19 protein-coding genes are annotated in these 23,539 nt (G+C 39.2%); 12 read left to right on the top strand and 7 right to left on the bottom strand.

Translation table 11 applies throughout. The annotated features are described in order from the left end of the window. The first annotated feature begins 185 nt into the window (after positions 1–185). Positions 186–1,622: a GDSL-type esterase/lipase family protein gene (locus tag D1Z92_RS08200; RefSeq protein ID WP_128895184.1), complete on the top strand. Its 1,437-nt coding sequence runs from the start codon at positions 186–188 to the stop codon at positions 1,620–1,622. 134 nt (positions 1,623–1,756) lie between these two features. On the opposite strand, the gene bioA is transcribed toward D1Z92_RS08200, so the two are convergent. After that, entirely contained in the window at positions 1,757–3,094 is a 1,338-nt protein-coding gene (bioA, locus tag D1Z92_RS08195; RefSeq protein ID WP_128895183.1) for an adenosylmethionine--8-amino-7-oxononanoate transaminase, read from the bottom strand. Between the two features lie 210 nt (positions 3,095–3,304). On the opposite strand from bioA, the gene acpS reads away from it, so the two are divergent. Further along, positions 3,305–3,706: a holo-ACP synthase gene (acpS, locus tag D1Z92_RS08190; protein ID WP_128895182.1), complete on the top strand. Its 402-nt coding sequence runs from the start codon at positions 3,305–3,307 to the stop codon at positions 3,704–3,706. A gap of 39 nt (positions 3,707–3,745) precedes the next feature. Here the strand turns inward: acpS and D1Z92_RS08185 are convergent, their stop codons facing one another. Then, positions 3,746–4,090, bottom strand: coding sequence for a c-type cytochrome (locus D1Z92_RS08185; protein WP_164931512.1), 345 nt, complete (start codon positions 4,088–4,090; stop codon positions 3,746–3,748). A 287-nt stretch (positions 4,091–4,377) separates the two neighbouring features. Here D1Z92_RS08185 and mutY point away from each other — a divergent pair, with 287 nt between their 5' ends. Next, positions 4,378–5,496 carry an A/G-specific adenine glycosylase gene (gene mutY, locus D1Z92_RS08180; RefSeq protein ID WP_128895180.1) on the top strand — a complete coding sequence of 373 codons (1,119 nt, stop codon included), beginning with the start codon at positions 4,378–4,380 and terminating at the stop codon, positions 5,494–5,496. Positions 5,497–5,595: 99 nt separating this feature from the next. Here the strand turns inward: mutY and D1Z92_RS08175 are convergent, their stop codons facing one another. Continuing rightward, positions 5,596–6,210, bottom strand: a complete 615-nt coding sequence (locus tag D1Z92_RS08175; RefSeq protein ID WP_128895179.1) for a superoxide dismutase — start codon at positions 6,208–6,210, stop codon at positions 5,596–5,598. 412 nt (positions 6,211–6,622) lie between these two features. Here D1Z92_RS08175 and D1Z92_RS08170 point away from each other — a divergent pair, with 412 nt between their 5' ends. The 4 genes from D1Z92_RS08170 (at position 6,623) to D1Z92_RS08155 (ending at position 9,312) form a co-directional block, all read left to right on the top strand. Then, a complete protein-coding gene (locus tag D1Z92_RS08170) occupies positions 6,623–7,045 on the top strand; it encodes a GNAT family N-acetyltransferase (RefSeq protein ID WP_128895178.1) in 423 nt (140 codons plus the stop codon). A 229-nt stretch (positions 7,046–7,274) separates the two neighbouring features. Next, positions 7,275–7,844: a signal peptidase I gene (gene lepB, locus D1Z92_RS08165; RefSeq protein ID WP_128895177.1), complete on the top strand. Its 570-nt coding sequence runs from the start codon at positions 7,275–7,277 to the stop codon at positions 7,842–7,844. Between the two features lie 22 nt (positions 7,845–7,866). Next, positions 7,867–9,051: a tRNA epoxyqueuosine(34) reductase QueG gene (gene queG, locus D1Z92_RS08160; RefSeq protein WP_128895270.1), complete on the top strand. Its 1,185-nt coding sequence runs from the start codon at positions 7,867–7,869 to the stop codon at positions 9,049–9,051. Between the two features lie 54 nt (positions 9,052–9,105). Then, entirely contained in the window at positions 9,106–9,312 is a 207-nt protein-coding gene (locus D1Z92_RS08155; RefSeq protein ID WP_128895176.1) for a YneF family protein, read from the top strand. 122 nt (positions 9,313–9,434) lie between these two features. Here D1Z92_RS08155 and D1Z92_RS08150 read toward each other — a convergent pair whose 3' ends face one another. Next, positions 9,435–10,832, bottom strand: coding sequence for an esterase/lipase family protein (locus D1Z92_RS08150; protein ID WP_206099726.1), 1,398 nt, complete (start codon positions 10,830–10,832; stop codon positions 9,435–9,437). A 698-nt stretch (positions 10,833–11,530) separates the two neighbouring features. On the opposite strand from D1Z92_RS08150, the gene folE reads away from it, so the two are divergent. Then, positions 11,531–12,124, top strand: a complete 594-nt coding sequence (folE, locus tag D1Z92_RS08145; RefSeq protein ID WP_128895175.1) for a GTP cyclohydrolase I FolE — start codon at positions 11,531–11,533, stop codon at positions 12,122–12,124. 35 nt (positions 12,125–12,159) lie between these two features. Here folE and D1Z92_RS08140 read toward each other — a convergent pair whose 3' ends face one another. Next, positions 12,160–13,365: a Fe-Mn family superoxide dismutase gene (locus tag D1Z92_RS08140; RefSeq protein WP_306438813.1), complete on the bottom strand. Its 1,206-nt coding sequence runs from the start codon at positions 13,363–13,365 to the stop codon at positions 12,160–12,162. Between the two features lie 210 nt (positions 13,366–13,575). On the opposite strand from D1Z92_RS08140, the gene D1Z92_RS08135 reads away from it, so the two are divergent. Next, positions 13,576–14,319, top strand: coding sequence for an IclR family transcriptional regulator (locus tag D1Z92_RS08135; RefSeq protein WP_128895174.1), 744 nt, complete (start codon positions 13,576–13,578; stop codon positions 14,317–14,319). 19 nt (positions 14,320–14,338) lie between these two features. Here the strand turns inward: D1Z92_RS08135 and pdxR are convergent, their stop codons facing one another. Further along, positions 14,339–15,796: a MocR-like pyridoxine biosynthesis transcription factor PdxR gene (gene pdxR, locus D1Z92_RS08130; protein WP_128895173.1), complete on the bottom strand. Its 1,458-nt coding sequence runs from the start codon at positions 15,794–15,796 to the stop codon at positions 14,339–14,341. A 101-nt stretch (positions 15,797–15,897) separates the two neighbouring features. On the opposite strand from pdxR, the gene D1Z92_RS08125 reads away from it, so the two are divergent. Together D1Z92_RS08125 and D1Z92_RS08120 are read left to right on the top strand one after the other, a co-directional pair. Next, positions 15,898–16,479, top strand: a complete 582-nt coding sequence (locus D1Z92_RS08125; protein ID WP_128895172.1) for a GNAT family N-acetyltransferase — start codon at positions 15,898–15,900, stop codon at positions 16,477–16,479. Positions 16,480–16,955: 476 nt separating this feature from the next. Next, positions 16,956–19,331, top strand: coding sequence for a peptidase G2 autoproteolytic cleavage domain-containing protein (locus D1Z92_RS08120; protein WP_128895171.1), 2,376 nt, complete (start codon positions 16,956–16,958; stop codon positions 19,329–19,331). 220 nt (positions 19,332–19,551) lie between these two features. Here D1Z92_RS08120 and acnA read toward each other — a convergent pair whose 3' ends face one another. Next, on the bottom strand, positions 19,552–22,269 hold the full coding sequence (gene acnA, locus D1Z92_RS08115; RefSeq protein WP_128895170.1) for an aconitate hydratase AcnA: 2,718 nt from the start codon (positions 22,267–22,269) through the stop codon (positions 19,552–19,554). Positions 22,270–22,484: 215 nt separating this feature from the next. Between acnA and D1Z92_RS08110 the strand changes: the two genes are divergently transcribed. Further along, entirely contained in the window at positions 22,485–23,504 is a 1,020-nt protein-coding gene (locus D1Z92_RS08110; RefSeq protein WP_240666621.1) for an amidase domain-containing protein, read from the top strand. Positions 23,505–23,539 lie beyond the last annotated feature (35 nt).

The raw sequence follows: 23,539 nt of genomic DNA, 5'->3' as shown, positions 1-23,539 counted from the left end.
TGAATAAGGAGGTAAGGAAAAGTTACAATGCAGAGGTATCTGTTGCATACTTGTAATAAAAGTTAATTTATAGCTAATTATACTTTAATTCATTATTGTGTTAAAGTTTTCAGAAAATTTTAAATTATGTCTACAGCAGTAATAGAACGTTCCATGTACTTTAAATTTAGGGAGGACAAATATATATGAAACATATACAGCAAAAAATAAAATGGGTGGCAGCCACTGCGCTCTCATTATGTTTAGTTTTTACATTTATTCCAGTACAAGCAGAAGAAGCGGAAGAATTGCAAGTGATGCCAGCAATGACAGAAACACCAACGGTTGAGATGCACGAAATGGATGACATGAAGATGGAAGAAGCAGCAGTTTACAAATACGTTGCTTTTGGTGATTCCATTACATCAGGATTTGAGCCTGGATGGACTCCAGAATCTGTACCTTATGGATTTGTAGAAAGAGTTTATGAGCAAGCATTATTACAAGGTAGAGCAGAAGTGAACAATTATGGTGTATTAGGGATAGAAACAGATGTATTGTTGAGATTACTTACAGCGATATCAACTGAAAATACAGAAATGACTGCAGAGGAGATTCAAGCTAATTTCTATGATCCTAAATTGACGGAAATACTTTCTCAGTTAGATGTCGTAAAAAAGAATGTGCAAGAAGCTGATCTTATTACGATCACGATTGGTGGAAATGATATTATAGATCTGCCCAATTTATTAGGTGAGAAAACGCAAGAAGAAATTGCAGCGGTATTTACAGAGCGCTTGCAGGCGATTGGCACTAATTTAGCTGAAAGTTTGCAAATCTTGTACACACTAAATCCTGATGCTAAAATCGTTATTTCTGATCAATATCAGCCAATTCCTGAAGTTGCAGTTGGAGAAGAGTATGCAGGTTTAGATTTATTGAGACAAACGATGACAGATCAATTAAGTGAAGTTGTTGCTGGATTTCAATCGTTAGGATTAGATTTATCATTAGCACTAGTAGCTGAGCCGTTTGTAGGTAATGAGCTAGCTTACACACACATTGGTGTTGAAGATATTCATCCGAATCAAATGGGATATCAAAAATTTGCAGAAATCTTCTCACAACAAATCTGGGGAGAGTATAGCGAAATTTCTAGTGTAGAACCTGCTACTATTTTGTTGGAAGGTCAGTTGTTTGAAACAGCTGAAATGCCTGTCCTTTTGAACGATAAAGTATATGTACCGATTAGAGAATATGTGGAAACACTAGGTGCTAAAATTGAATATGATGTGGAAACAGAAACAACTAGCGTGATGAAAGACGGTATGACTACAGAATATAAAGTCACTTCATTTTTCGCAGATGACAACTTTGAAACGTTCACAGAAGGAGTTTTTATCTATCAAGGTAGAACGTATGTAGCTTTAACTTCTTTTGCTGAACAAATGGGATTAGATTTGACTGTTACAGGTAGTGATAAGATCTTCCTACATTCTATGTATAGTAAACCGCTTCTTGAACAAGAGACGATGGAAGTGGAAAGTGAAGATTTTGAATTAGAAATTAACACTGAAGATCTTAAATTAGAGACGGACACGGAAGAACCAATGATGGAAGAAGATACGAACGCAGGAATGTAATGACTGCATGCATATCGTTTAAGAAAGAAAGCCCCTTTAGAACAAATCTAAAGGGGCTTTAGCTTTACTTTGTAAAGCTTTTTCTTCTCTTGCTTACGAAGTAGCTTTACTTTGTAAAGCTTTTAGAAGTAGCTTTATTTCATAAAGCTTTTAGTTACTTTTTCAATTACTGCTTTTGTACGCTCCATGATGTCTGCAATTTGTTCTGTCGTTGTACATAAAGGAAGCCATAAATACAGTGTATCTCCAAGTGGACGGAGTACCAGTCCATGCTTCAATGACTCTAGGTAGACGTGGTAGCCAATGCGTTGTTCAGGGTCAAAAGGCGTTCCATTCTCTACATCTTGCACTAAGTCCCATGCTGCTATCATTCCAATTCCACGTATGTTGGTGACATGAGGAACTGAAATTAGCTCTTCCTTTATATTTTGCAAATAGGCGGCACTTGTTTCCACGTGTGCCATCACTTGGTCTTCCTCAAATATGCGCAAACTTTCTACTGCTACAGCACAGGCGAGTGGATTCCCTGTAAAACTATGACCATGGAAAAACGTTTTGAATGTATCGTAATCGTCATAGAAAGCTTGGTAAATTTCTTCTTTGCATAGTGTAGTGGACAGTGGCATAATTCCAGCCGTTAGTCCTTTGGATAAGCACATGATGTCTGGGCTAATACCAGCGTGCTCACAAGCAAACATTTTACCTGTTCTGCCGAATCCAGTAGCAACCTCATCTACAATAAGATGTACATTATATCGATCACATACTTCTCTAATCTCTTTCAAGTATTGTGGATCATAGATGTGCATACCACCAGCTGCTTGAATAAGTGGTTCAATGACAATACCTGCAATGCTATCTTCATGCTCTTCTAGTATCGCTGTTACATCTTCTATACTTTGCTGTATGCCTACATCTGCTGGTGATTTAGCAAGGAAAGAAGGGAAGAGCAACGGTTTAAATACGGAGTGGAATAGTTCTACTCCCCCGATGCTAACCGCACCAAGTGTATCTCCATGATAACTGTTGTTTAAGTATATAAAATGATGTTTGTTTTTGCGTCCTCTATGTTGCCAATATTGGAAGGACATTTTCAAACCAACTTCTACAGCCGTGGACCCGTTATCGGAATAAAATACTCTGGTAAGTGAATCAGGAGTAATCTCTACTAGTTTTTCTGCAAGTTCAATACCAGGCTCATGTGTCATGCCACTGAACATGACGTGATCCATTTTTTGAATTTGCTGCTCTATCGCTTTTTGAATTCGCGGATGATTGTGGCCGTGAATGTTTGTCCACCATGAAGAAACAGAGTCATAATATTTATTCCCATCTGCATCGAACAAGAACACACCCTCTGCTTTTTCAATCAATAAATGATCGCGTTCTTCGTAATCTTTCATTTGCGTGAATGGATGCCACACGTATTGTCTATCTTTCTTCAATAAATCTATTTTCTTTTGCTTATCCATTAGCTCACCATCTTTCATTATGTTTGATTGCAATACCATGTTGAACGGTAGTACATATAAAGTGATACCTATGTTAATACAGGCAAAACTACCTGTTTATTGTCGTTACTATATTAGTGTACACTATATACAGACAAGATGACATGCTATGTATTTAAATGGAAAAAACCGTATAATAAAAATAAAGATATAAAGTAGAAGGGGTACAATATGATAATTGGAGTCGGAACAGATATCGTAGAATTGAAAAGAATAGAGAAATTGTTGAGTGGTAAAATAGCAGAAAAATTTATACATCGCATCTTGACAGAGGAGGAAGGGGAGAGGCTGTTAAGTATGAGTGAAAATCGAAAAAAAGAACATATTGCAGGTCGTTATGCTGCAAAGGAAGCGATTGTAAAGGCGTTAGGTTGTGGAATTGGGGAAAAAGTTGGATTTCACGACATCATAATGATGCCGAATGCGGATGGAAAGCCAGAAGTTCGGCTTTCACAAAAAGCATTCGACAAATTAAATCTCTCATCAGAACATATTACTATCCATCTTTCCATATCTCATAGCACTGAACAAGCTGTAGCTTTTGCAGTAGCAGAACAGCAAACGGAAATATAATATTCCCTTACTACAAGAGATTATAATGGTTGGTAAGTTCTATTTTTTTGTCTCCAACCATGTTGCAAGTTGATCTATTTGTTCTTCATCTAATTGCGTTTGAGCAGGCATGATGCCTTGACCGTTCGCGATAACGTTTTTAATTTCATCTTTACTTAGTCTGCTTCCTACTTGCGTGATATTGCTTCCACTCATGACTCCTGATAAATCATTGGCGTGACATCCGATACAATTGTTGTTAAATGTTTTCACTGCGTCACCGTATTGTGCTGTGTCTAAACTTGTGTCTACCCCAACGCTTCCACCGTCATCACTTCCACCGCCACAGGCTGTAAGTATCATGCTCATACCTACTACTACCGCCCATTTCTTCATGTTTTTCATGTTTTGGACCTCCACTTCAAAATAAAATAAGGTGCGCTTCATAAAATGAAGAATATGTGTCATCTCAGTCCATAGTTCATGACAAGCCAACTTCAGAAATTCTCCATTTTATGGGATTGAGTTATATGTTGAAAATATGTAATTCAACATATATAGTTAAAGTTACATGCTACATGGATGTCATTAATCATATAAGCTACACTTTACTTTCATTATAATTTAATATCGTATAAACGAGTGTATGATTCCAGTGTTTTCAGTATTTTGTAACAAAAAAAGGAGAAGAAATGTCACATCATCGTCATAATTATTTTGTTGAACAGTTATTAGCGTGGTATAGAGGCAATAAACGAGATCTACCTTGGAGAAAAGATCATAACGCTTATCGTGTCTGGGTTTCGGAAATCATGTTACAGCAAACCAAAGTAGATACCGTCATTCCTTACTTTGAAAATTTTATGAGTAAGTTTCCCACCGTTTCAACATTAGCTGAGGCACCAGAAGAGCAAGTGTTAAAAGCTTGGGAGGGGCTCGGTTATTATTCTAGAGCGAGAAATTTGCATGCCGCTGTGAAGGAAGTAGAAGCGACCTACGGAGGGGTTGTTCCACAAGAGAAAGAGGAGATTTTAAAGTTAAAAGGGGTAGGGCCTTACACCGCTGGTGCAGTATTGAGCATTGCATATAACAAACCAGAGCCTGCGGTGGACGGGAATGTGATGCGAGTGTTATCACGCTATGAAAAAATAGAAGAAGATATTGCAAAAGTCTCTACACGTAAAATGATGGAAAAATGGATTGTAAACGTTATTCCACATGACAGTAGTGGGGATTTTAATCAAGCTCTGATGGAATTAGGTGCGCTAGTATGTACTCCTAAATCTCCGAAATGCGACACTTGTCCAGTGTTCAAACATTGCATTGCTCGTAAAGAAGGCTTGCAAACATTGTTACCGATCAAGAAAAAAGCGAAGCCGCCTCGACCAGAGAGACGTATAGTCGCCTTGATTAGAGGTACAGGAGCGCATAAGGATCAAGTATTGATTGCAAAAAGACCAGCAGAAGGATTGCTAGCAAACATGTGGGAGTTTCCACATTGGGAAGTGAAGAAAACAGCAGATCAGACGTCACATCATCAAGATATGGTGAAACTGAGAAAACATATTAAACAGGAATTAGGCATAGAAGTACAACCTCTAGGATGGGCAATGAACGTCACCCATATGTTCAGCCATATTCATTGGGATATGGATGTGTATGAATGTACTTTGCATGAAAATGATAGTGTGCTAGATGATCGTTATCACTGGTATGATCCATCGAAAATAGAAGCATATACGTTTCCAAATGTCTTTTTGAAAATAGGAAATACGTTATTAAGTAAGAATGAATCGGGAGAGCCTGAATAAGGTGATGGAACAAGTTCATTTAACTTATCTGTATGTGAAAAATAGCGCTAGCCTCCAAGGCTAGCGCTATTAGTATACAACGTAATGTTGTACATTAGTTTATTTTACCGCTGCGTCATAACGTTTGCTTGCTTCATCCCAATTAATAATGCTAAAGAATGCAGCAATGTAATCAGGGCGCTTGTTTTGGTATTTCAAATAGTATGCATGCTCCCATACATCTAATCCTATTACAGGAGTTAACCCTTCCATTAATGGGTTATCTTGATTAGCAGTGCTATGTACGACGAGTTTTCCATCAGCGTTGACACTTAACCAAGCCCAACCACTTCCAAATCTAGTAGCTCCAGCTTTTGAGAATTGTTCCTTAAAGCTTTCAAGTCCACCTAATTCTGATTCAATGGCTTTAGCTAAAGCTCCAGTAGGAGTTTTGCTTCCACCTGGTGCGATAATTTCCCAGAATAAAGAATGGTTTGCGTGTCCGCCACCATTATTTCTAACAGCAGTTTTAGCGCTTTCAGGTACAGCATCCATGTTAGAGATAAGTTGGTTAATGTCTTGCTTCAACAATGTTTGATTTCCCTCTAGTGCAGCATTTAAATTGTTTACATACGTTGCATGATGGCGATCATGATGTATCGTCATTGTTTCCTCATCGATGTAAGGCTCTAACGCGTTTTTAGCATAAGTTAATTCAGGTAATTGAAAAGTCATGAAATATATTCCTCCTTGGCATTGTACTAATCTTATTATCTCTAATTTTTCATAATAAATCAACATATATGTATAGAAAGTACAAGAACTATTTTATGCTAAATTTGCATGGAAATGTTATCCATTCATTCTCAGTTACAGGAATCATTATGCAGCTATGGAAATAACAAAAACGATAAAAGCGCTTACATTAAAATTCAACGTTTTTTTTGATAAAAAATTTTTATAGTAGAAGATTTTCACTGAAAAATGTCGTATTATAAGAAAGTAGTCCTAAGCAGTAGACATCCACACTTGATATAAATATTAATATATTTGCATATTTATTAATAGAAACGTATTTTCGCATTGTATTCAAAAATAGCATGATAGACATCAGATAAGAACAAAACTTCGGTTAGGGAGAGAATATATGTATATACGTACTTTTCAATTAAGTGATTACGTTGCAATATCTCAGTTGTTGCAGACAGAATTAAGTGAACGTTGTTATGATGAAACGAGAAGAGCATTTGCACATCAATTGAACTGGGACTCCGAACTTGTTTTGGTTGCTGTTTTAGATGATGAGATCGTAGGTACGATTATTGGTACGATTGATCATGAAGAAGGTTATTTTTACAGAGTTATTGTTCAATCTAACTGTTTACATAAAAATTGTGAGGTTAGGTTAATTGAAGCGATGAACCAGTGTTTTGCACAACATCAAGTGAAAAGAGTGCTGGTAACGGTAGATGAATACAATCATCAATTACAATTTTTATGTAAATCTTTAGGTTTTGTAACGACAAATACACCTTGTAGTGAAAAAAAATTGAGCATTTTAACAGGATAACACTAAACACTGTTTAAATTAAAAAGTTTAAAATACAGATACAATGAATGAAATAAAACAAGGATAGAAATAACATAACATTCCCGAGACAAACTATACGTTTCGGGATTTTCTTATGCTTAATACTGCTTAGCACCAACCTCTTTCATATTCACAGCACGTATTTCGCGTGCTTTCATGCACTCATGATATAATATGAATGATTGAATACAGTGAGATGGAGGAGTATATGAATAGTCAATTGGATGTAAAGGGTAAGATGAATGTAAATAACCGCAAAAACCTTCATACATTATGGGGGTGGATCAAGTGGGCTGCTACCGTCCTCATTTGCTCTATTTTGATACATCAGTTTGTGTTTCAATTATCGATCGTACAAGGCAGTTCTATGAATCCTACACTGGAGCATAATCAAAGATTGTTTATTAATAAATTCATGTATCAATTTGCTGATCCGAAACAAGGAGATGTCATCGTGTTTAAGCATCCTTTAGACGATGTGAAGGAGAAATACTTGGTGAAACGCGTCGTTGCAGAACCAGGTGACATCGTTGAAATAAAAAAGGGCAGGTTAATTGTCAACGGAGTGGCGCTTGAAGAGCCTTACACCGCGACAAACATTCAAAGTATGGATCAGAAGCAGACGGAAGTAGCAAGCGATCATTATTTTGTCATGGGAGATAACCGTTATGCTGGGGGAAGTACAGATAGCAGAATATTTGGTACGATTCATGAAGATTTGATTGTGGGCCGTGCAGATTGGATAGTATGGCCATGGAGTCAAATAGGAGGATTGTAGGTGATAGAGATTGACCATACAAATGGCAGCAGCATCACGTGATGACTGGATGGAGTTAAAAGAAAAATTAAAACGACAAGCGTCTTCGTTAGGCATAGATAAAATTGGGTTTACATCTGCACGTCCATTCCAAGGACTGAAAGACATATTAGTGCAGCATAGGCAGAAGGGATATGAATCAGGTTTCGAAGAACAGGATCTGGATAAACGGGTAGATCCCAGTCAATCGTTAGGAGAAGCACAGTCGATTATTTCTATTGCAATTGCGTATCCTTCTAAACTATCTCCTGCTCCTAAATCAGAAAAAGATCATTACAGAGGTATGATTGCACGCTCTGCTTGGGGACAAGACTATCACCATGTATTGAAAAAAAGGCTCGTAGCACTTCAATCCGTCTTAGAACAAGAAGTGAGTGATGTGAAAACAGAGTTAATGGTGGATACAGGAGCACTCGTAGATCGCTCTGTGGCAGAGAGAGCTGGGATAGGTTGGAGCGGGAAAAATTGCTCCATCATCTCACCTGAATTTGGGTCATGGATTTACTTAGGTGAAATGATAACGAACATACCTTTTCCACCCGATGTTCCAATGACGGAACAATGCGGGAGCTGTAATAAGTGCATTGAAGCTTGTCCGACCGATGCGCTTGTAGGACCGGGACAATTAAACGCCCAGCGCTGTATTTCATTTTTAACCCAGACAAAGGACGTTATCGATGATTTTTATAAGAAAAAAATTGGAAATCGACTTTACGGTTGTGATACATGTCAAATCGTTTGTCCTATAAATAAAGGAAAACATTTTACACACCAAGAAGAATTACTTCCTGAACCTGAATTGGCCAAGCCGTTGCTAAAGCCATTGCTTTCTATGAGCAACAAACAGTTTAAGCAAAAGTTTGGACACACTGCTGCTGCATGGAGAGGGAAGAAGCCGATTCAACGTAATGCGATTATTGCGCTAGGGCACTTTAAAGACCAGTCCGCTTTGCCTGATCTCATGCCCATACTCCTTCGTGATGAGAGAGAAGTGATGAGAGAGAGTGCTGCCTGGTCATTAGGACAAATAGGTGGTGCAGAAGCAGAAAGTGTACTTCATCAAGCATCGGAAAAAGAAGAAAGTGAAGTCGTTTTGGACGCCATACACAAAGCTTTACAAAACATACTATCCACAGCTGAGGAAAATCATAATAGGATTGAATCATGATGGTGGTCATGCTATCATAAGGGACGGATAAATTAATTAGGGGTGAAAAGGAAAATGTGGAATATTATTATACCGATTCTTACTTTAATTGTCGGTTTGATTCTAGGGTTTGTGATAGGTGTATTTTATTTACGTCAGCAAATGACGAAGATGCAAAATGACCCTGCAATGATGCAAAAAATGGCAAAACAAATGGGATATAACTTAAACAAGCAACAAATGAACAAGATGCAACAAATGATGAAAAATAAAAAGTTTTAATACAAGAGGGGAGTGATCATTGTCACTTCCCTCTCTTTTTTCTATGATATAATGTGATATGGATGATTTTTTCTTTTATCGGGGTTAACGATGGAATTGACGTTTATGTTTGATTACATTGTTTACTCCGTTTTTTTATCTAATGTATCTAATGAACCTAGTAAACTAGCTAAACCTCTGTACCATGGTCTCATGTCATATCCTCCAATGCCTACGATGTCCGTATGATCTACCTGACTTAACACTCCTAAATAGTTCCACTTTCCTATTTGCGCCTTTCCATTGTAAAATACAGCAGCATCACTAGATCCGAAACTTGGTTTATCCATGGATACGGTGCTCACTAGCCCATCATTTTCCCACCAGCTTTGATCAATATTGACACTTCCGTTGTGCGTATATTTACCCATCAAATAACTTGTAGGTGCAAACAATGGATTCATGAACAGTTCTGGGTAATGATGTCCTGTGAAAAAACCAGAATACGTTTGTTCATTGGCAACAGAGAAATAGTAGACATCAGGCTGTGCTTCTACCCAACTATTTAATTGTTTTGCACCTTCCGGACTTAAATCATACTTACTAATATCACTTGTATCCCAAATATGACTATTCATGACACGATCAAAATAAGAGGAGAGTTCTTCACCATTTCCTCGTGCTAGTCCCCATTGTTCAAGCTGGAAATCGTATAGATCATTATCGATAACACCATTAAATGCTGCTAATAACGTAATCAATTGTCTAGTAAAAGGCACTTTATCATCTAAAATATGAAGCAATGATGTACCATCATGTGGTGTAGATATACTCGTTGCACTGTGTACCCATGATTTACCTCCTGTAAACAAAGGAGATATGCTGTCAGCGGAAGTCAAACTTGCTTCCTCTGGATGCCCATCAGATAAAAGCTCCGTTAATACGCGAATCGTTTGTCCACCCATAGAATGTCCGATAAGATGAACTTTATTGACTTCCCCTGTCTCTGGATTGATTTCTCCCCATTCTGGGTAAAGCCCTTCGTAAGTGATGCCGTATCGATCATGTCCATGTAATTTGGAATGTGCTTCACCGTAGTCGACGGTTCCCCCTTTGATCTGAGCGTACAATTCACATGCGCGATCCCAATTGCTAGAAACAGCACCGATACTAGCTGTTAATGCACGGTAACCACTGTTACTTAAATACGCTTCAATATCGCGAAATCCCCCCCAGTATAGAAGGCCAGCTGCTTCCTCTCTACCAAATCCCATTAATCCGTGTACAAGGATAATAGGATAATCATTTTTCCTTTCTCCTTCTGCACTAATTCGAAAAGAAGGGGTCATGGTTCTATTATTTTGTGCCCCTTGTTCTAGTTGAAAGATTTCCACATCGTTATCTAGTTCCAATAATGGAGCAACATCTTGTTCCATTTTCATAGGTTCTAGTTGTACTCCCTCAGCAGGCGTAGCACTTACAAAGTCAAAAGTGAGCGTAAACATAAATAGACTTAAAATAAGTAGAGTAATTTTTTTCAATATAAACCCTCCTGTTTTGATAAACGTATTTTTGAAAAAATGAAAAAACGAACTTAAAATCAAAAAAATGACGAATAAACCTTAAGCGTATTGACGTTCTGACCGTATAATCAAAATGGTCAAATTAACACATAAAAAGATGGATGAAAAATTACATTTTTTGAAAGCGTTTTCAAATATAGATTTAAATAAAAATGACATCAACATGCTAGATAAGTTCTACTTTCTACGAAATGATGAGTAAACGTTATGAAAATAATAGACTGAAAATACTGAAAAAACTGAAAATAATTTTAAAAAGCTGCATCAAACTATTTCATCACGCTCCTTTCATAGTGGCATTAAAAATATCATGTTAGGTATGCTGGAGTAATTTTAAAATATAGTAAAAAAGTCAGGTTGTCAATATTTTATTAACAAGTTATTACTTTATATATCATAATTAGATATTGAACTTAATTTTCCAATAATTGATTTCAAAGTGTGAATGAAAAATATACTATGTCCATTCATGTTCATTTTTGATAAACTATATGAGTTAGATAGGTAGGGTGTACTCTGCCATCTTAATGTTTAGTGGTAATAAGTGGATTGGATAAGTTCATTCTACTTATCTACAAGATTGACATGATGAAACTATTTGTAGCATGATGTATAAATAAATCGAAAACATTCATCTTTTTAGGAGGTATGGAGACATGGCTGGTTTGAAAGATTATCATAATACTATGGCTGAGCAAAATAAAGAAAAGCTTGAATTTCATATAAAAGAAATCTTGAAGTTAGTTGGGGAAGATGTAGAAAGAGAAGGATTGCTAGAAACGCCTACTCGTGTAGCTAAAATGTACCAGGAGATTTTTGCAGGATATGAAGTAGATCCTCGCGATGCATTAGGTACAGTATTTGATGAGCAGCATGAGGAGTTAGTGATCGTGAAAGATATTGTTTATTACAGCCAATGCGAACATCATATGGCTCCTTTCTTCGGTAATGTTCATATTGGATATATTCCCAGTGGTAAGATTGCGGGATTGAGTAAGTTTGCTAGATTGGTGGAGGCGGTAACTAGACGCTTGCAAGTGCAGGAGCGTATTACTTCACAAATAGCGAATATTATCGATGAAGTACTTTCTCCACACGGGGTGATGGTTGTAGTGGATGGACAACACTTATGCATGTGTGCAAGAGGGGTAAAGAAGCCTAACAGCAAAACGATAACTTCTGCTGTAAGAGGCCAATTTGGTACAAGTTCAGCTCTTCGTTCAGAATTTATGTCTTTGATTAAAGAGTAAAAGTTAAACAATAAAAGAATAAACGTACAAGCACATTAATATGGTTGCCATTTTAATGTGCTTGCTTTTGTAAATCGCTCATTGACATGACTCCAATTGACGATGTTCCACCAAGCATCCACATAGGAGCCACGATCCGCTTGGTATTGTAAGTAATATGCATGTTCCCATACATCCAGCACGAGAAGAGGGATGACATCCCACTGCGTTAAATTTTGATGTTTTTCTGCTTGCAGTATCTCTAGTCTTCTACTGCGTGGACTCCAAACGAGAATCGCCCATCCACTTCCTTCTACCTTTTTCGCTGCTTCACTAAAATGCGTTTGAAAAGCCTCGAATGACCCAAAGTCTTTTTCAATTTGTTTACCTATCGCTTGTGTAGGCTCTCCTCCACCATCAGGGGACATAATATTCCAAAAGATGGTGTGCAAGTAATGTCCTGCACCATGAAATGCAGCCTGTCTTTCCCAATGTTGAATTAGATCGTAATCTCCTGTGATACGAGCTTGCTCCATCATTTTTTCTGCTGTATTTAAACCTTCGACATACGCCCTATGGTGAATATCGTGATGAAGGCGCATAATTTCCTCATCAATATAAGGCTCAAGTGCATCGTAAGCATATGGTAAAGGTGGTAGTGTGTGCTGGCCAATGCCCACAGCTTCATTACGATGGTCAAACATATACGATGTCCATAAACTTTCATTCGTTATAGGAGAAGTAAATGCTTCGTTTTCGTTCTCTGGTGTAGGCTGATGTGGAATGTTAGATAGGTGAAGATGGTTAGGATTAGGATTGACAGTCGCTTCATGGTTTAATGATTCGACATCATCCACTTTCCCTACTTGTTCCATGACATAAATATAATATTGTGATTGTTGAATAATATGGTTGAGAATAGGCGTTGTATGTTGCTGTGATTTTATCCCACGGCTTTTGTCCATTAGCTTTGTTAAATGTTGAATAAATTCATAGGAATGTGTATTTGCTTGATGTACAAAATGTTGTAAGGGCTTAGAAGTTTCCATTGTAGGATGAGATCTATATAAATGATGCTGAATCGCTTGATGTGCGGTAGATTCCGTTTTGGCAAATACAACTTCCCAATCACTTAACAATTTTTCATATTCTGGTTCTAATGTTGGACAGGCTTGTCGAATTAAAATGGTATGTTCTTTCTCCATCATTTTCCAAAAACGTACTTGTTCTAAAATGCGAAGAGGCATTTGCCTTCCGTACACAATTAACAAAATACCAACCCCTTCAGTCTCCCTTTGTGAATATAGCTCCTCATTTACTTATATTCCACAGCACCCTTGTTTATGATTAAGGAACACTGTATTGCAATGAACGGTCAAAACATTTGCCTTTTCATTTAAGATAGAATCCGCTATACTATATAAATAAGAAACTTAGTTTCATTATACGAAACTGACTGTGAGGTGAGTGGTTTGGAAGATAAAAAATCTACCGTACGTGCAGTAGATCGAGCATTAGATGTATTATTATGTTTTACACAGAAACCTTCACTAAGTTTAACGGATATTACGATGCTAACTTCCCTACATAAAAGCACCGTTCATCGATTACTTGCTTCTTTAGAAGAAAAAGGGTTTGTTGTTCGTAGTGCAGAAACAGATAAATATACATTAGGTTTTCGTATATGGGAACTTTCTACACATTTGCCTCAGGTGGATGATCCTGCTACGATCCTGCTTCCAGAGATGGAGAAGTTAGGTGATTTGCTAGGGGAGACGATTAGTTTATATATTAGAGACGGCAATGAAAGGGTTCGTATTCAAGCCGTGCAGAGTAAACAAGCCATTCGTAGAGTAGCGCCAATTGGGGCGAGACTACCATTATATGTAGGCGCTTCTAGTAAAATATTAGTTGCATACGCAGATGACGAAGCACAAATATCATTGCTTTCCAGTATAAACTTTCCGAAGTCTTCAGATAAAGAAAAGTACTTAATACAGCTAAAGCAAATCAGACAGGACGGTTATGCAACGAGTATTGAAGAGAGGGAGCAGGGAGCTGCCGCAGTAGCTGTGCCCATATTCGATCAGTCTGAAAAGCTAGCAGTTGTGCTCTCTGTATCAGGTCCATCTAATCGATTGACTTTAGAGAAAATGCAAGAACATGCCCCGCAAATGATGGAAGCAGCCGCTAGAATGGGTAAAATGCTACGTTAGGGTAGTATGCAAATACCATTTAACGCGTTGCTTTCGCAAGTGTGTTGCTTAAACGCTTCACGTGTTTCTCCATATGCTCCAGATCTAAATGAGAAAAGCCAAAACATGCGCTTGGTACTGGATGATGGTAATAATACGATGTACAATCTGTCCAGCTTATACCTTGCTGTAGACTATATGTTTTGGCTTTTTCATATGCTTCTTCGCTTCCTTTCCATTCCGCAAATACGTGTAGTCCACTATCTGAAGCATGAAATGAGAACCAAGTACGACAGTATGTTGATAATAAATGAAAAAAGTACGTTTGTTTACTTTTGTAAACTCTCGTCATTTTTCTGATATGCCGATCGTAATGACCTGTTTTCATAAAATGTGCTAATGCTCTTTGTTCCAATCCGTTACTCGGATGGGGTTCAAACAGTTTTTTTCCTGTAATAAACGCCTGCACCAGTGAGGGAGGAAGAATGACGTAACCGATCCTTAGGGCCGTCATCATTGTCTTTGTAAAGGTGCCGATATAAATGACACGCTGTTCTTGATCCAATACTTTTAGCGGCTCTATCGGTTTACCTTTGTATCGAAACTCACTATCATAATCATCCTCTACAATATATGCATGTTGCTCGTTTGCCCAATGTAGCATGTGTTGTCTACGCTTGAGGCTAAGTACCGATCCTGTAGGGTATTGCCGACTCGGTGTTGTAAATAGCATTTTACTAGGATGCGGTTCAAACACGACTCCATCTTGATCCACAGGTAGTGGAATGGGCGATGCTCCTGTGGTCGCAATCGCATTTAAAATGCCACTGTAACATGGGTTTTCTATCATGACATGATCTTCAGCATCTAAAAGGAGCTGAGCCAAAATGGCAATCGCTTGCATAGAACCGTTGACCAGTACAATCTCTTCCGGTGTGCAATGAATGCCGCGGTGGTGGCGAACATGCTGACAGATTGCTTCTCGCAGTGCTAGGTTTCCTTGTGTATCATATAGATCGTAATGCGGATGATCTATTGTTTCTCTGACACTTTGATATAAGCTTCTACTCCACAATGCTTTCGGAAAATGTCTTTGATCTGGCGTTCCAACATGAAAATGCAATGTATTCTCCTTAGCATCCACTAACGTATGAACTAGCGTATGGTCAAACTTTGAAAGTTGTTGGCCCCACTTGGAGAGCGGAATGTCTGGCTTTTTTTCCGTACATTCTACAGGGGACGTCAAAGCAGTAAAGGTAACATAACTTCCTTTTCCTACTTCCGAAAAAATATATCCTTCAGCAGTTAGCATTTCATATACTTGATTCACGATACCTCTAGAAAGTTGGTATTGCTTTGCTAGCGCTCTAGTTGAAGGCAGCTTCGTGTGATTCGGGATGTGGCCAGAGGTTATGGCATCGTGCAGCGCATGATACAACGCTTTGTATTTATACGTATATCTTTTTTTATACGCTTCTAAAGGAATGAAAAGAGGCATAATGTTTACTCCTGTAAAATTGGTCTCATAAAACAAACTATTAATGGTACTTTTATTATACCCATTTTCTTTTTACGATGTAAGTATAAGGAGGGAAAGAAATGGGAGTAAACATCAGTGAATTACGAGGACAAACGGTGATGCTACGAACGATGCAGCCAACAGATTTAGATGCCTTATATGCTATCAGTACAGAGGAGATATGGCAGTATACGCCGATGCGTGTGAAGCATAAGGAGGATATGAAATGTTGGATGGAATATGTGTTAAATGAACAGAAGAAAGGTATGCAACACCCTTTCGTTATACTGGACACCCATAACAATATCGTAGGGAGTACTAGTTTGCTGGATATTCAACCTGCTCATCGCAAAATAGAAATAGGATGGACTTGGCTTGCTCGTGACGTATGGAAGACGAGGATCAATAGTGAATGTAAATATGTATTGTTGTCGTATTGTTTTGAACTGTGGGAAGCGGCAAGAGTGCAGCTCAAAACAGATACAAGAAATAAACGATCACAGCGTGCTATAGAGCGCATTGGAGCGAAGCAAGAGGGGACGTTACGCCAAGATCGTATTCTATGTGATGGCCATATAAGAGATACCGTATATTACAGTATCTTACGCGAAGAATGGCCTAGTATAAAACGTCATTTAAAGATGAGTCTGGGCTTGAAATAAAGGTAGATATGATTCTGCCCGACCTAAGTCATGATGATGTCATACATATGTAGAGAGTAGCCTTTCACGATAGGCTACTCTTTATACTAAGAATGGAAGAAGGAGTAAACACTCACCGATTTCATATTGATAGGATGTTGCATGCATGAAGTGAGCAGCTACAATAGGATCGCATGATGGGAGGTCGAAGGAGGTTGTTTTCCCATATGCTGATGCCAAGGTAGGTGATAACGTTCATTAACTCCTCGTATGACATAAATAAAATTATTGTCTCTTGGATGTGCAGCGTAAAGCAATAATTTATTTATGTTCTATATCGTATGAAGTGGGGTCAAGTATTGCTTGTATGAATATGGAGTTAATAAAAATTTAGTGGGATGCTGATGAGCTTTTATATGTATGGCAGTGATAGGTGTCTATACCAATTTTTTCGCTTGAGAGTATGATGCAGGATATTAAACTTTGAGGTGGTATAGATGATTTGTAATAGGAATGCTGTAGGAATTTGCTCTGATGCCACGGGACAAAACACATTTGCAAATGGGCAGGCTTCTCATGCTGAGGGATTAAATAATACATCTAATGGGGTTGCGGCACATAGTGAAGGATGTAGCACTTTAGCTGAAGGGTTGTGTTCACACGCAGAAGGGAATAGCACCAAGGCAATCGGTGCTAATTGTCATGCGGAAGGAATTTTAACCATTGCAGAAGGGGATAACGCTCACGCAGAGGGATGTAGCACGTTTGCATCTGATATATGTTCTCATGCTGAAGGAAATCTGTCCATATGTTGTGGGGTGAATGGACATGCTGAGGGCATTCAAGCTGTTGCTGCTGCAAGCAATACGCATGCCGAAGGAAATGACACGATGGCACTTGCTGAACAAGCGCATGTCGAAGGGTTGAGATCAATGGCAACTGCTCCACAGGGACATGCAGAAGGAACGGATACATCAGCAAGTGGAGTAAGTGCCCACGCAGAAGGCAACATGACACAAGCTAGTGGTAATGGCTCTCATGCCGAAGGGTGGATGTCTCTTGCCATGGCTCAAAATAGCCATGCAGAAGGAACAGCAGTAGCATCAGGTATGAATAGTCATGCCGAAGGATTGTCGAATGCCACAGGAGTAAATAGTCATGCTGAAGGGATATCGAATGCCTCAGGAGCAAATAGTCATGCGGAGGGTGCGTCGATTGCCTCGGGTGTTGTTGCGCATGCGGAAGGGGATGCAACGATAGCTTGTTCTGATGCTGCCCATGCCGAAGGTAGCTCTACGATGGCAAGTGGTGCTTTTTCTCATAGCGAAGGAATGTTTTCCATTGCTACTGCTGTCACTTCTCATGCGGAAGGATTATGTACATTTTCTATGGGAGAAAGTACTCATGCCGAAGGTGTATTATCTATAGCCATGGGTGATCGTTCTCATGCGGAAGGATTTGAGGGAAATGCGATAGGAGAGGCTTCCCATGCGGAAGGAAGTCAAACAACCGCAAATGGGAACAATAGTCATGCGGAAGGAGAAGCTACCTTTGCACAAGGCAGATGTGCGCACGCAGAGGGAACGTTAACGCAGGCGATTGGAGAGAATGCGCACGCCGAAGGAATTTCTACGACAGCAAGTGCAGATCATGCACACGCCGAAGGGAATCAAAGTGTTGCGAGTGGGACTTCTTCGCATGCAGAAGGAGTAAGTTCACAAGCCACCTCTTTAGCTGCACATGCAGAGGGATTTATATGTACTGCCACCAATATCGGTTCTCATGCGGAAGGTCAATGCACAGTTTGTACAGGGGCTGGTGCACATACAGAAGGTGTAAATACGATGGCTGTGGGAGAAGGAGCGCATGCAGAAGGTGCAAATACGAATGCAGTCGGAGACGATAGTCATGCAGAGGGGTGTGCAACGACTGCTACTGGTGTTGCTGCCCATGCCGAAGGTGTAATGACAGTTGCTGGTGCTAGTGGCTCGCATGCGCAAGGAGTAGCTACTAGCGTTGGAGCAACATTAGTTAGTGCGCATATTATGGGTAACAGTGGAGCTGCTAAGTTCGAAAATTCCTGGCACTTGGCTGCTGGGGCATTTGGTGTAACCGGTAATGGATTAGCAGCCTTTATTAGTGGAACAACAAATGGGGCTAACTTAGGCGATGCATGTTTTATGGGAACTGTTTCCATGAACAGTAATTGTAATGCTTGTGATTTTGCAGAAATGTTTGAGAGTATGGATGAGCAAGGCATTGATGTTGGTTTTTTTGTGACGCTAAAAGGGAATAAGATACGCAAAGCAACGAGCAAGGATTCATATATATTAGGTATTACAAGTGCGACTCCTGGATTGTTAGGTGGTAATGCATCATTGCATTGGCATGAGCAATACATGATGGATGAATGGGGAAGACGTATATATGAAGAAGTGCCCTCATGGCAACAGCAAAAAAACCGGAAAATTTTAAAAGTTAACCCAAATTATAATTCGTCGTTTTCATATACTCCGCGGAATGAGCGGGCGGAGTGGGCTGCTGTAGGATTAGTAGGTCAAGTTCGTGTTAGAGATGATGGTAGCTGCCTTGTCGATGGGTATTGTTTACCTAATGATGAGGGCATGGCTACGAAAGCATCCTTTGGTTATCGTGTTGTAGCACGAACAGGAAGCAATCAAGTGATGGTGCTATTGAATGGAGATCACTATACAGAGCAGCAACAACAAAGAAGAAAGGTACAACAGATGAGAGAGGATATGGATTTGTTACTCATGAATAGAGATATAGAAATACAATCTTTGAAAAAAGAAGTAGAGCAGTTGCGTCAAGCATTAAAAACAGTAACGGTACAAATGAAAAAGATGTTATAAAAACTATATAAGATAAAGAGATTTCTTCATCTTATGAGCAGAGGTAATAAGTTGAACAAGTTCATTCAACTTATCTATAAGATAAAGAAATATTGAAATACAAGTTTACGCCTCAGTAGCCAGGCGTAAAGGTATGATAAAGAAAAAAGCCTTAGTTCCACTAATACCCTTTAGAGGTTGGGAAATAAGGCTTTTGCCATACTATATACATTACATAGGATTAACCTGATGGTGTATCCTTCATCATTTGACGCAACACTGTTTGTAAAATACCACCATTACGATAGTAATCAATATCTACTAAACTATCTAGACGTAAAATAGCATCGAAATCAAACGTAGTACCATCTTCTCTGGTAGCTTCCACTTTCACCGTTTGTCCTGGTTTGATCTCATTATCTAATCCAAGAATAGAGAACGTTTCTTTCCCTGTAATGTTCAGTGTTTTCCAGCTATGACCTTCTGCGAATTGAAGTGGTAACACACCCATACCTACAAGGTTACTGCGGTGAATACGTTCGAAACTTTCTGCAATAACTGCTTTTACCCCAAGTAAATCCGTTCCTTTTGCAGCCCAGTCACGGGAGCTTCCTGTACCGTATTCTTTACCAGCAATGACGACAAGCGGTGTGCCGCTTTCTTGGTATTTCATCGAAGCATCATAGATTGGCATCACTTCATCTGTTGGAAGATAAGTCGTGAATCCACCTTCTGTACCAGGAGCCATCTGATTTCTAATGCGGATATTGGCAAACGTTCCACGCATCATCACTTCATGATTACCACGACGGGAACCATAGGAGTTAAAGTTTTTACGCTCTACGCCATTTCCTGTTAAATACGTGCCAGCAGGACTGTCTGTTGCGATGTTGCCCGCAGGTGAAATGTGATCCGTAGTAACGGAATCTCCTAGCAATGCTAATGTTTTTGCACCTTTTATTTCTTTAATATCTTCTATTTCAGGGCTCAATCCTTCGAAGAATGGAGGATTTTGAATATAAGTAGATTTGTCATCCCACTCATATAGTTTTCCTTCGGCGACAGGGATCTCGTTCCATCTTTCATTTGCAGTAAATACATTTTTATATTTATCTGCAAACAACGCAGGGCTCATCGCTTCAGCTACCGCTGTTTTTACTTCTTCGTTGGTTGGCCAAATATCTTTTAAATACACCGGTTTGTTTTGTTGATCGTATCCGATTGGATCGTTTTGTAAGTCGATGTTCACATTTCCCGCTAATGCATAAGCCACAACGAGTGGTGGAGAAGCAAGGTAGTTAGCTTTTACCTGTGCGTGAACACGGCCTTCAAAGTTACGGTTACCACTGAGCACAGAAACGACAGTCATATCATGGTCTGCAATTGCTTTGCTCACTTCGTCAGGAAGTGGTCCGCTGTTTCCGATACAAGTTGCGCAGCCATACCCAGCAACGTGGAAACCTAATTGTTCAAGGGATTCCAATAAACCAGCTTTTTTCAAGTATTCCGTTACGACTAGGGAACCTGGAGTTAAACTGCTCTTGACATACGCAGGTTTAACCAAGCCTTTTTCCACCGCTTTTTTAGCTACTAATCCTGCTCCAAGCATCACGCTAGGGTTGGATGTATTCGTACAACTTGTGATGGCAGCAATAACGACAGCACCCGTTTCTAATGCTGATTTTTCCCCATCATAATCGATACTTACTTTTTCTTTCATTTTTTCTGCTGACAGTCCGTATCCACCTTTATCAATTGGCGTGCTGGTGATATTTTGGAATGCTTCTTGCATTTGAGATAATTCAATGCGATCTTGTGGACGCTTAGGACCTGCCAAACTTGGAACAACAGAACCGAGATCCAATTCAATACTGTCAGAGAAAACAGGGTCAGGTGTATCATCTGTACGATACATGCCTTGGGCTGTATAGTACGATTGAATGAGTGCAATTTGCTCTTCACTGCGGTTCGTACCACGCAAGTAATTCAGTGTTTCATCGTCGACAGGGAAGAATCCCATCGTAGCGCCATATTCTGGAGCCATATTTGCGACGGTAGCTCTATCTGCAAGAGAGATGTTACTTAAGCCTGAACCGTAGAACTCTACAAATTTCCCAACTACACCTTTTTTACGAAGCATTTGTGTGACAGTAAGCGCTAAATCCGTAGCTGTTGCACCTTCTGGCAAGCTTCCAGTTAATTTAAAACCGATCACTTCAGGTGTAACAAAATATAGCGGTTGACCTAACATGCCTGCTTCCGCCTCAATACCACCAACACCCCAGCCCGCAACACCAAGGCCGTTGATCATGGTCGTATGAGAGTCCGTTCCTACTAAGGAATCAGGGTAGACGTAAGTTTCACCGTCAATGTCTTTCGTTGCGGCAACAGAAGCTAAGTATTCTAAATTAACTTGGTGAACAATGCCTGTTGCAGGAGGGACTGCACGGAAGTTATCGAACGCTGTTTGTGCCCAACGTAAAAAGCGATAGCGCTCTTCATTTCTTTCAAATTCTAAATTCATATTCGTAGCTAAAGCATTTTCATTACCGAATGCATCGACCATGACAGAGTGGTCAATAACGAGATCTACAGGAACGAGTGGATTGATTTTTTGTGGATCTCCACCAGCTTTCTCCATCGTGTTGCGCATTGCTGCTAAGTCAACGACAACGGGAACACCTGTAAAGTCTTGCAATACGATTCGTGCCGGAATAAAAGGCACTTCTTTTCTTTCTTTATTTGTCGTCCAATTCGTTAGTTGTTGTAAGTGCGTTTCTGTAATTGCTCTTCCATCAAATTGACGCAAACCAGCTTCCAATAACACTTTAATGGAAAAAGGTAATTTTTCAATGTCACTTTTTTGTTGTTCAGATAATTTAGCTAATGAAAAATATTGATACGATTTCCCATTAACGTTCAAAGAAGATTGCGTTGAAAAATGATCTTTATAATGCATGGGTATGCCTCCTAACTTGATTTTGTTTCCATTTTCGTTATAGTTTCACATAATGAAACACAATTTCATATTATGACGTCTTCTTCAGTATACCGTTTTCTCTATGTCAGGTAAAGGTTTTTTTATCATGTGTTGACGAAGATCCATGCATGATTCATATTTTGCTGGTGTTCATCATATAGTTATACAATCTTTAAACATGGTGGAGGATGCAAATGGAGCGGAATGTTTATCCTTTGATCAAACAGTATGTACAGTTGAAAAGTGACATGAGGATAGGTAATTTTAAAGATGTGGACTGGATTAAAGATCAATTATTTAAGTATAGAGCGATGCAAAAAACAAGCCGAATACGAAAGGTATATCAAATACGTAAAGTGACTCCCATACACTGTCAGATGCATGCGGTGGTGACGAAGGTAAAAGAGGTAAAAGAAGAGACCACAATATACTTAGTTACGAATTGGAACCTAGTGTATACGCAAGGTAATACGATGTTTGCTGATGCAGGAAGCGAGACAGAAACGATGGTACTGAAAAAGGAACACGCTGCTACTGTCATGAAAAGTGTGGTGGTGGACGATATAGAGCGCTGTCCTTTTATATATCAAGCAACGCAACAACATGATGTATTATATTTGCACATACCTGCAAACGAGCATACAATGAAGCAAGGTCAAGAGGAGCTTGTGCAAGAGGGAAGTATGGATCACAGTCAACTGCCAAGTAGAAAAGTAGCATACGATCGGCAAAAAGCAGCTAACTATGCTGACCAGTGGTGGAACAAAGGAAATGAACAGTACATTCATTTTGATGTGGATTGTACCAATTATGTTTCACAATGTCTCTATGCAGGCGGAGCCCCAATATATTATACTGGTAAAAGAGCAAGCGGTTGGTGGTATAAGCAATATGGAAAAGGCGCTTCCTGGAGTTTTAGTTGGACCGTTTCTCATAGTTTATATTTATATTTGACGAATAATAAGCAAGGTTTGCAAGGCGAAGTAGTTTCCGCCCCTGAAATGCTCGATATTGGAGACGTTATTTTTTATGATTGGAATGGCAATGGAAGATTTGAACACAGTGTCATCGTGACAGATAAAGACGCGCAGCACATGCCGCTGGTGAACGCACATACTTTAGATAGTAAGCATCGGTATTGGAACTATCATGACAGTCATGCATGGACAGAAAGAACGACATATGCTTTCGTACATATAGCAGACTATTTTTAAATAACGAAATAAGTATATACATCATAACGAGTTGA

It is taken from the genome of Longirhabdus pacifica (assembly GCF_004115085.1).
Classification (GTDB): Bacteria; Bacillota; Bacilli; order Paenibacillales; family DSM-105158; genus Longirhabdus; species Longirhabdus pacifica.
Note: the sequence above shows the minus strand (reverse complement) of the source record. Positions and strands in the feature narration are given on the sequence as shown.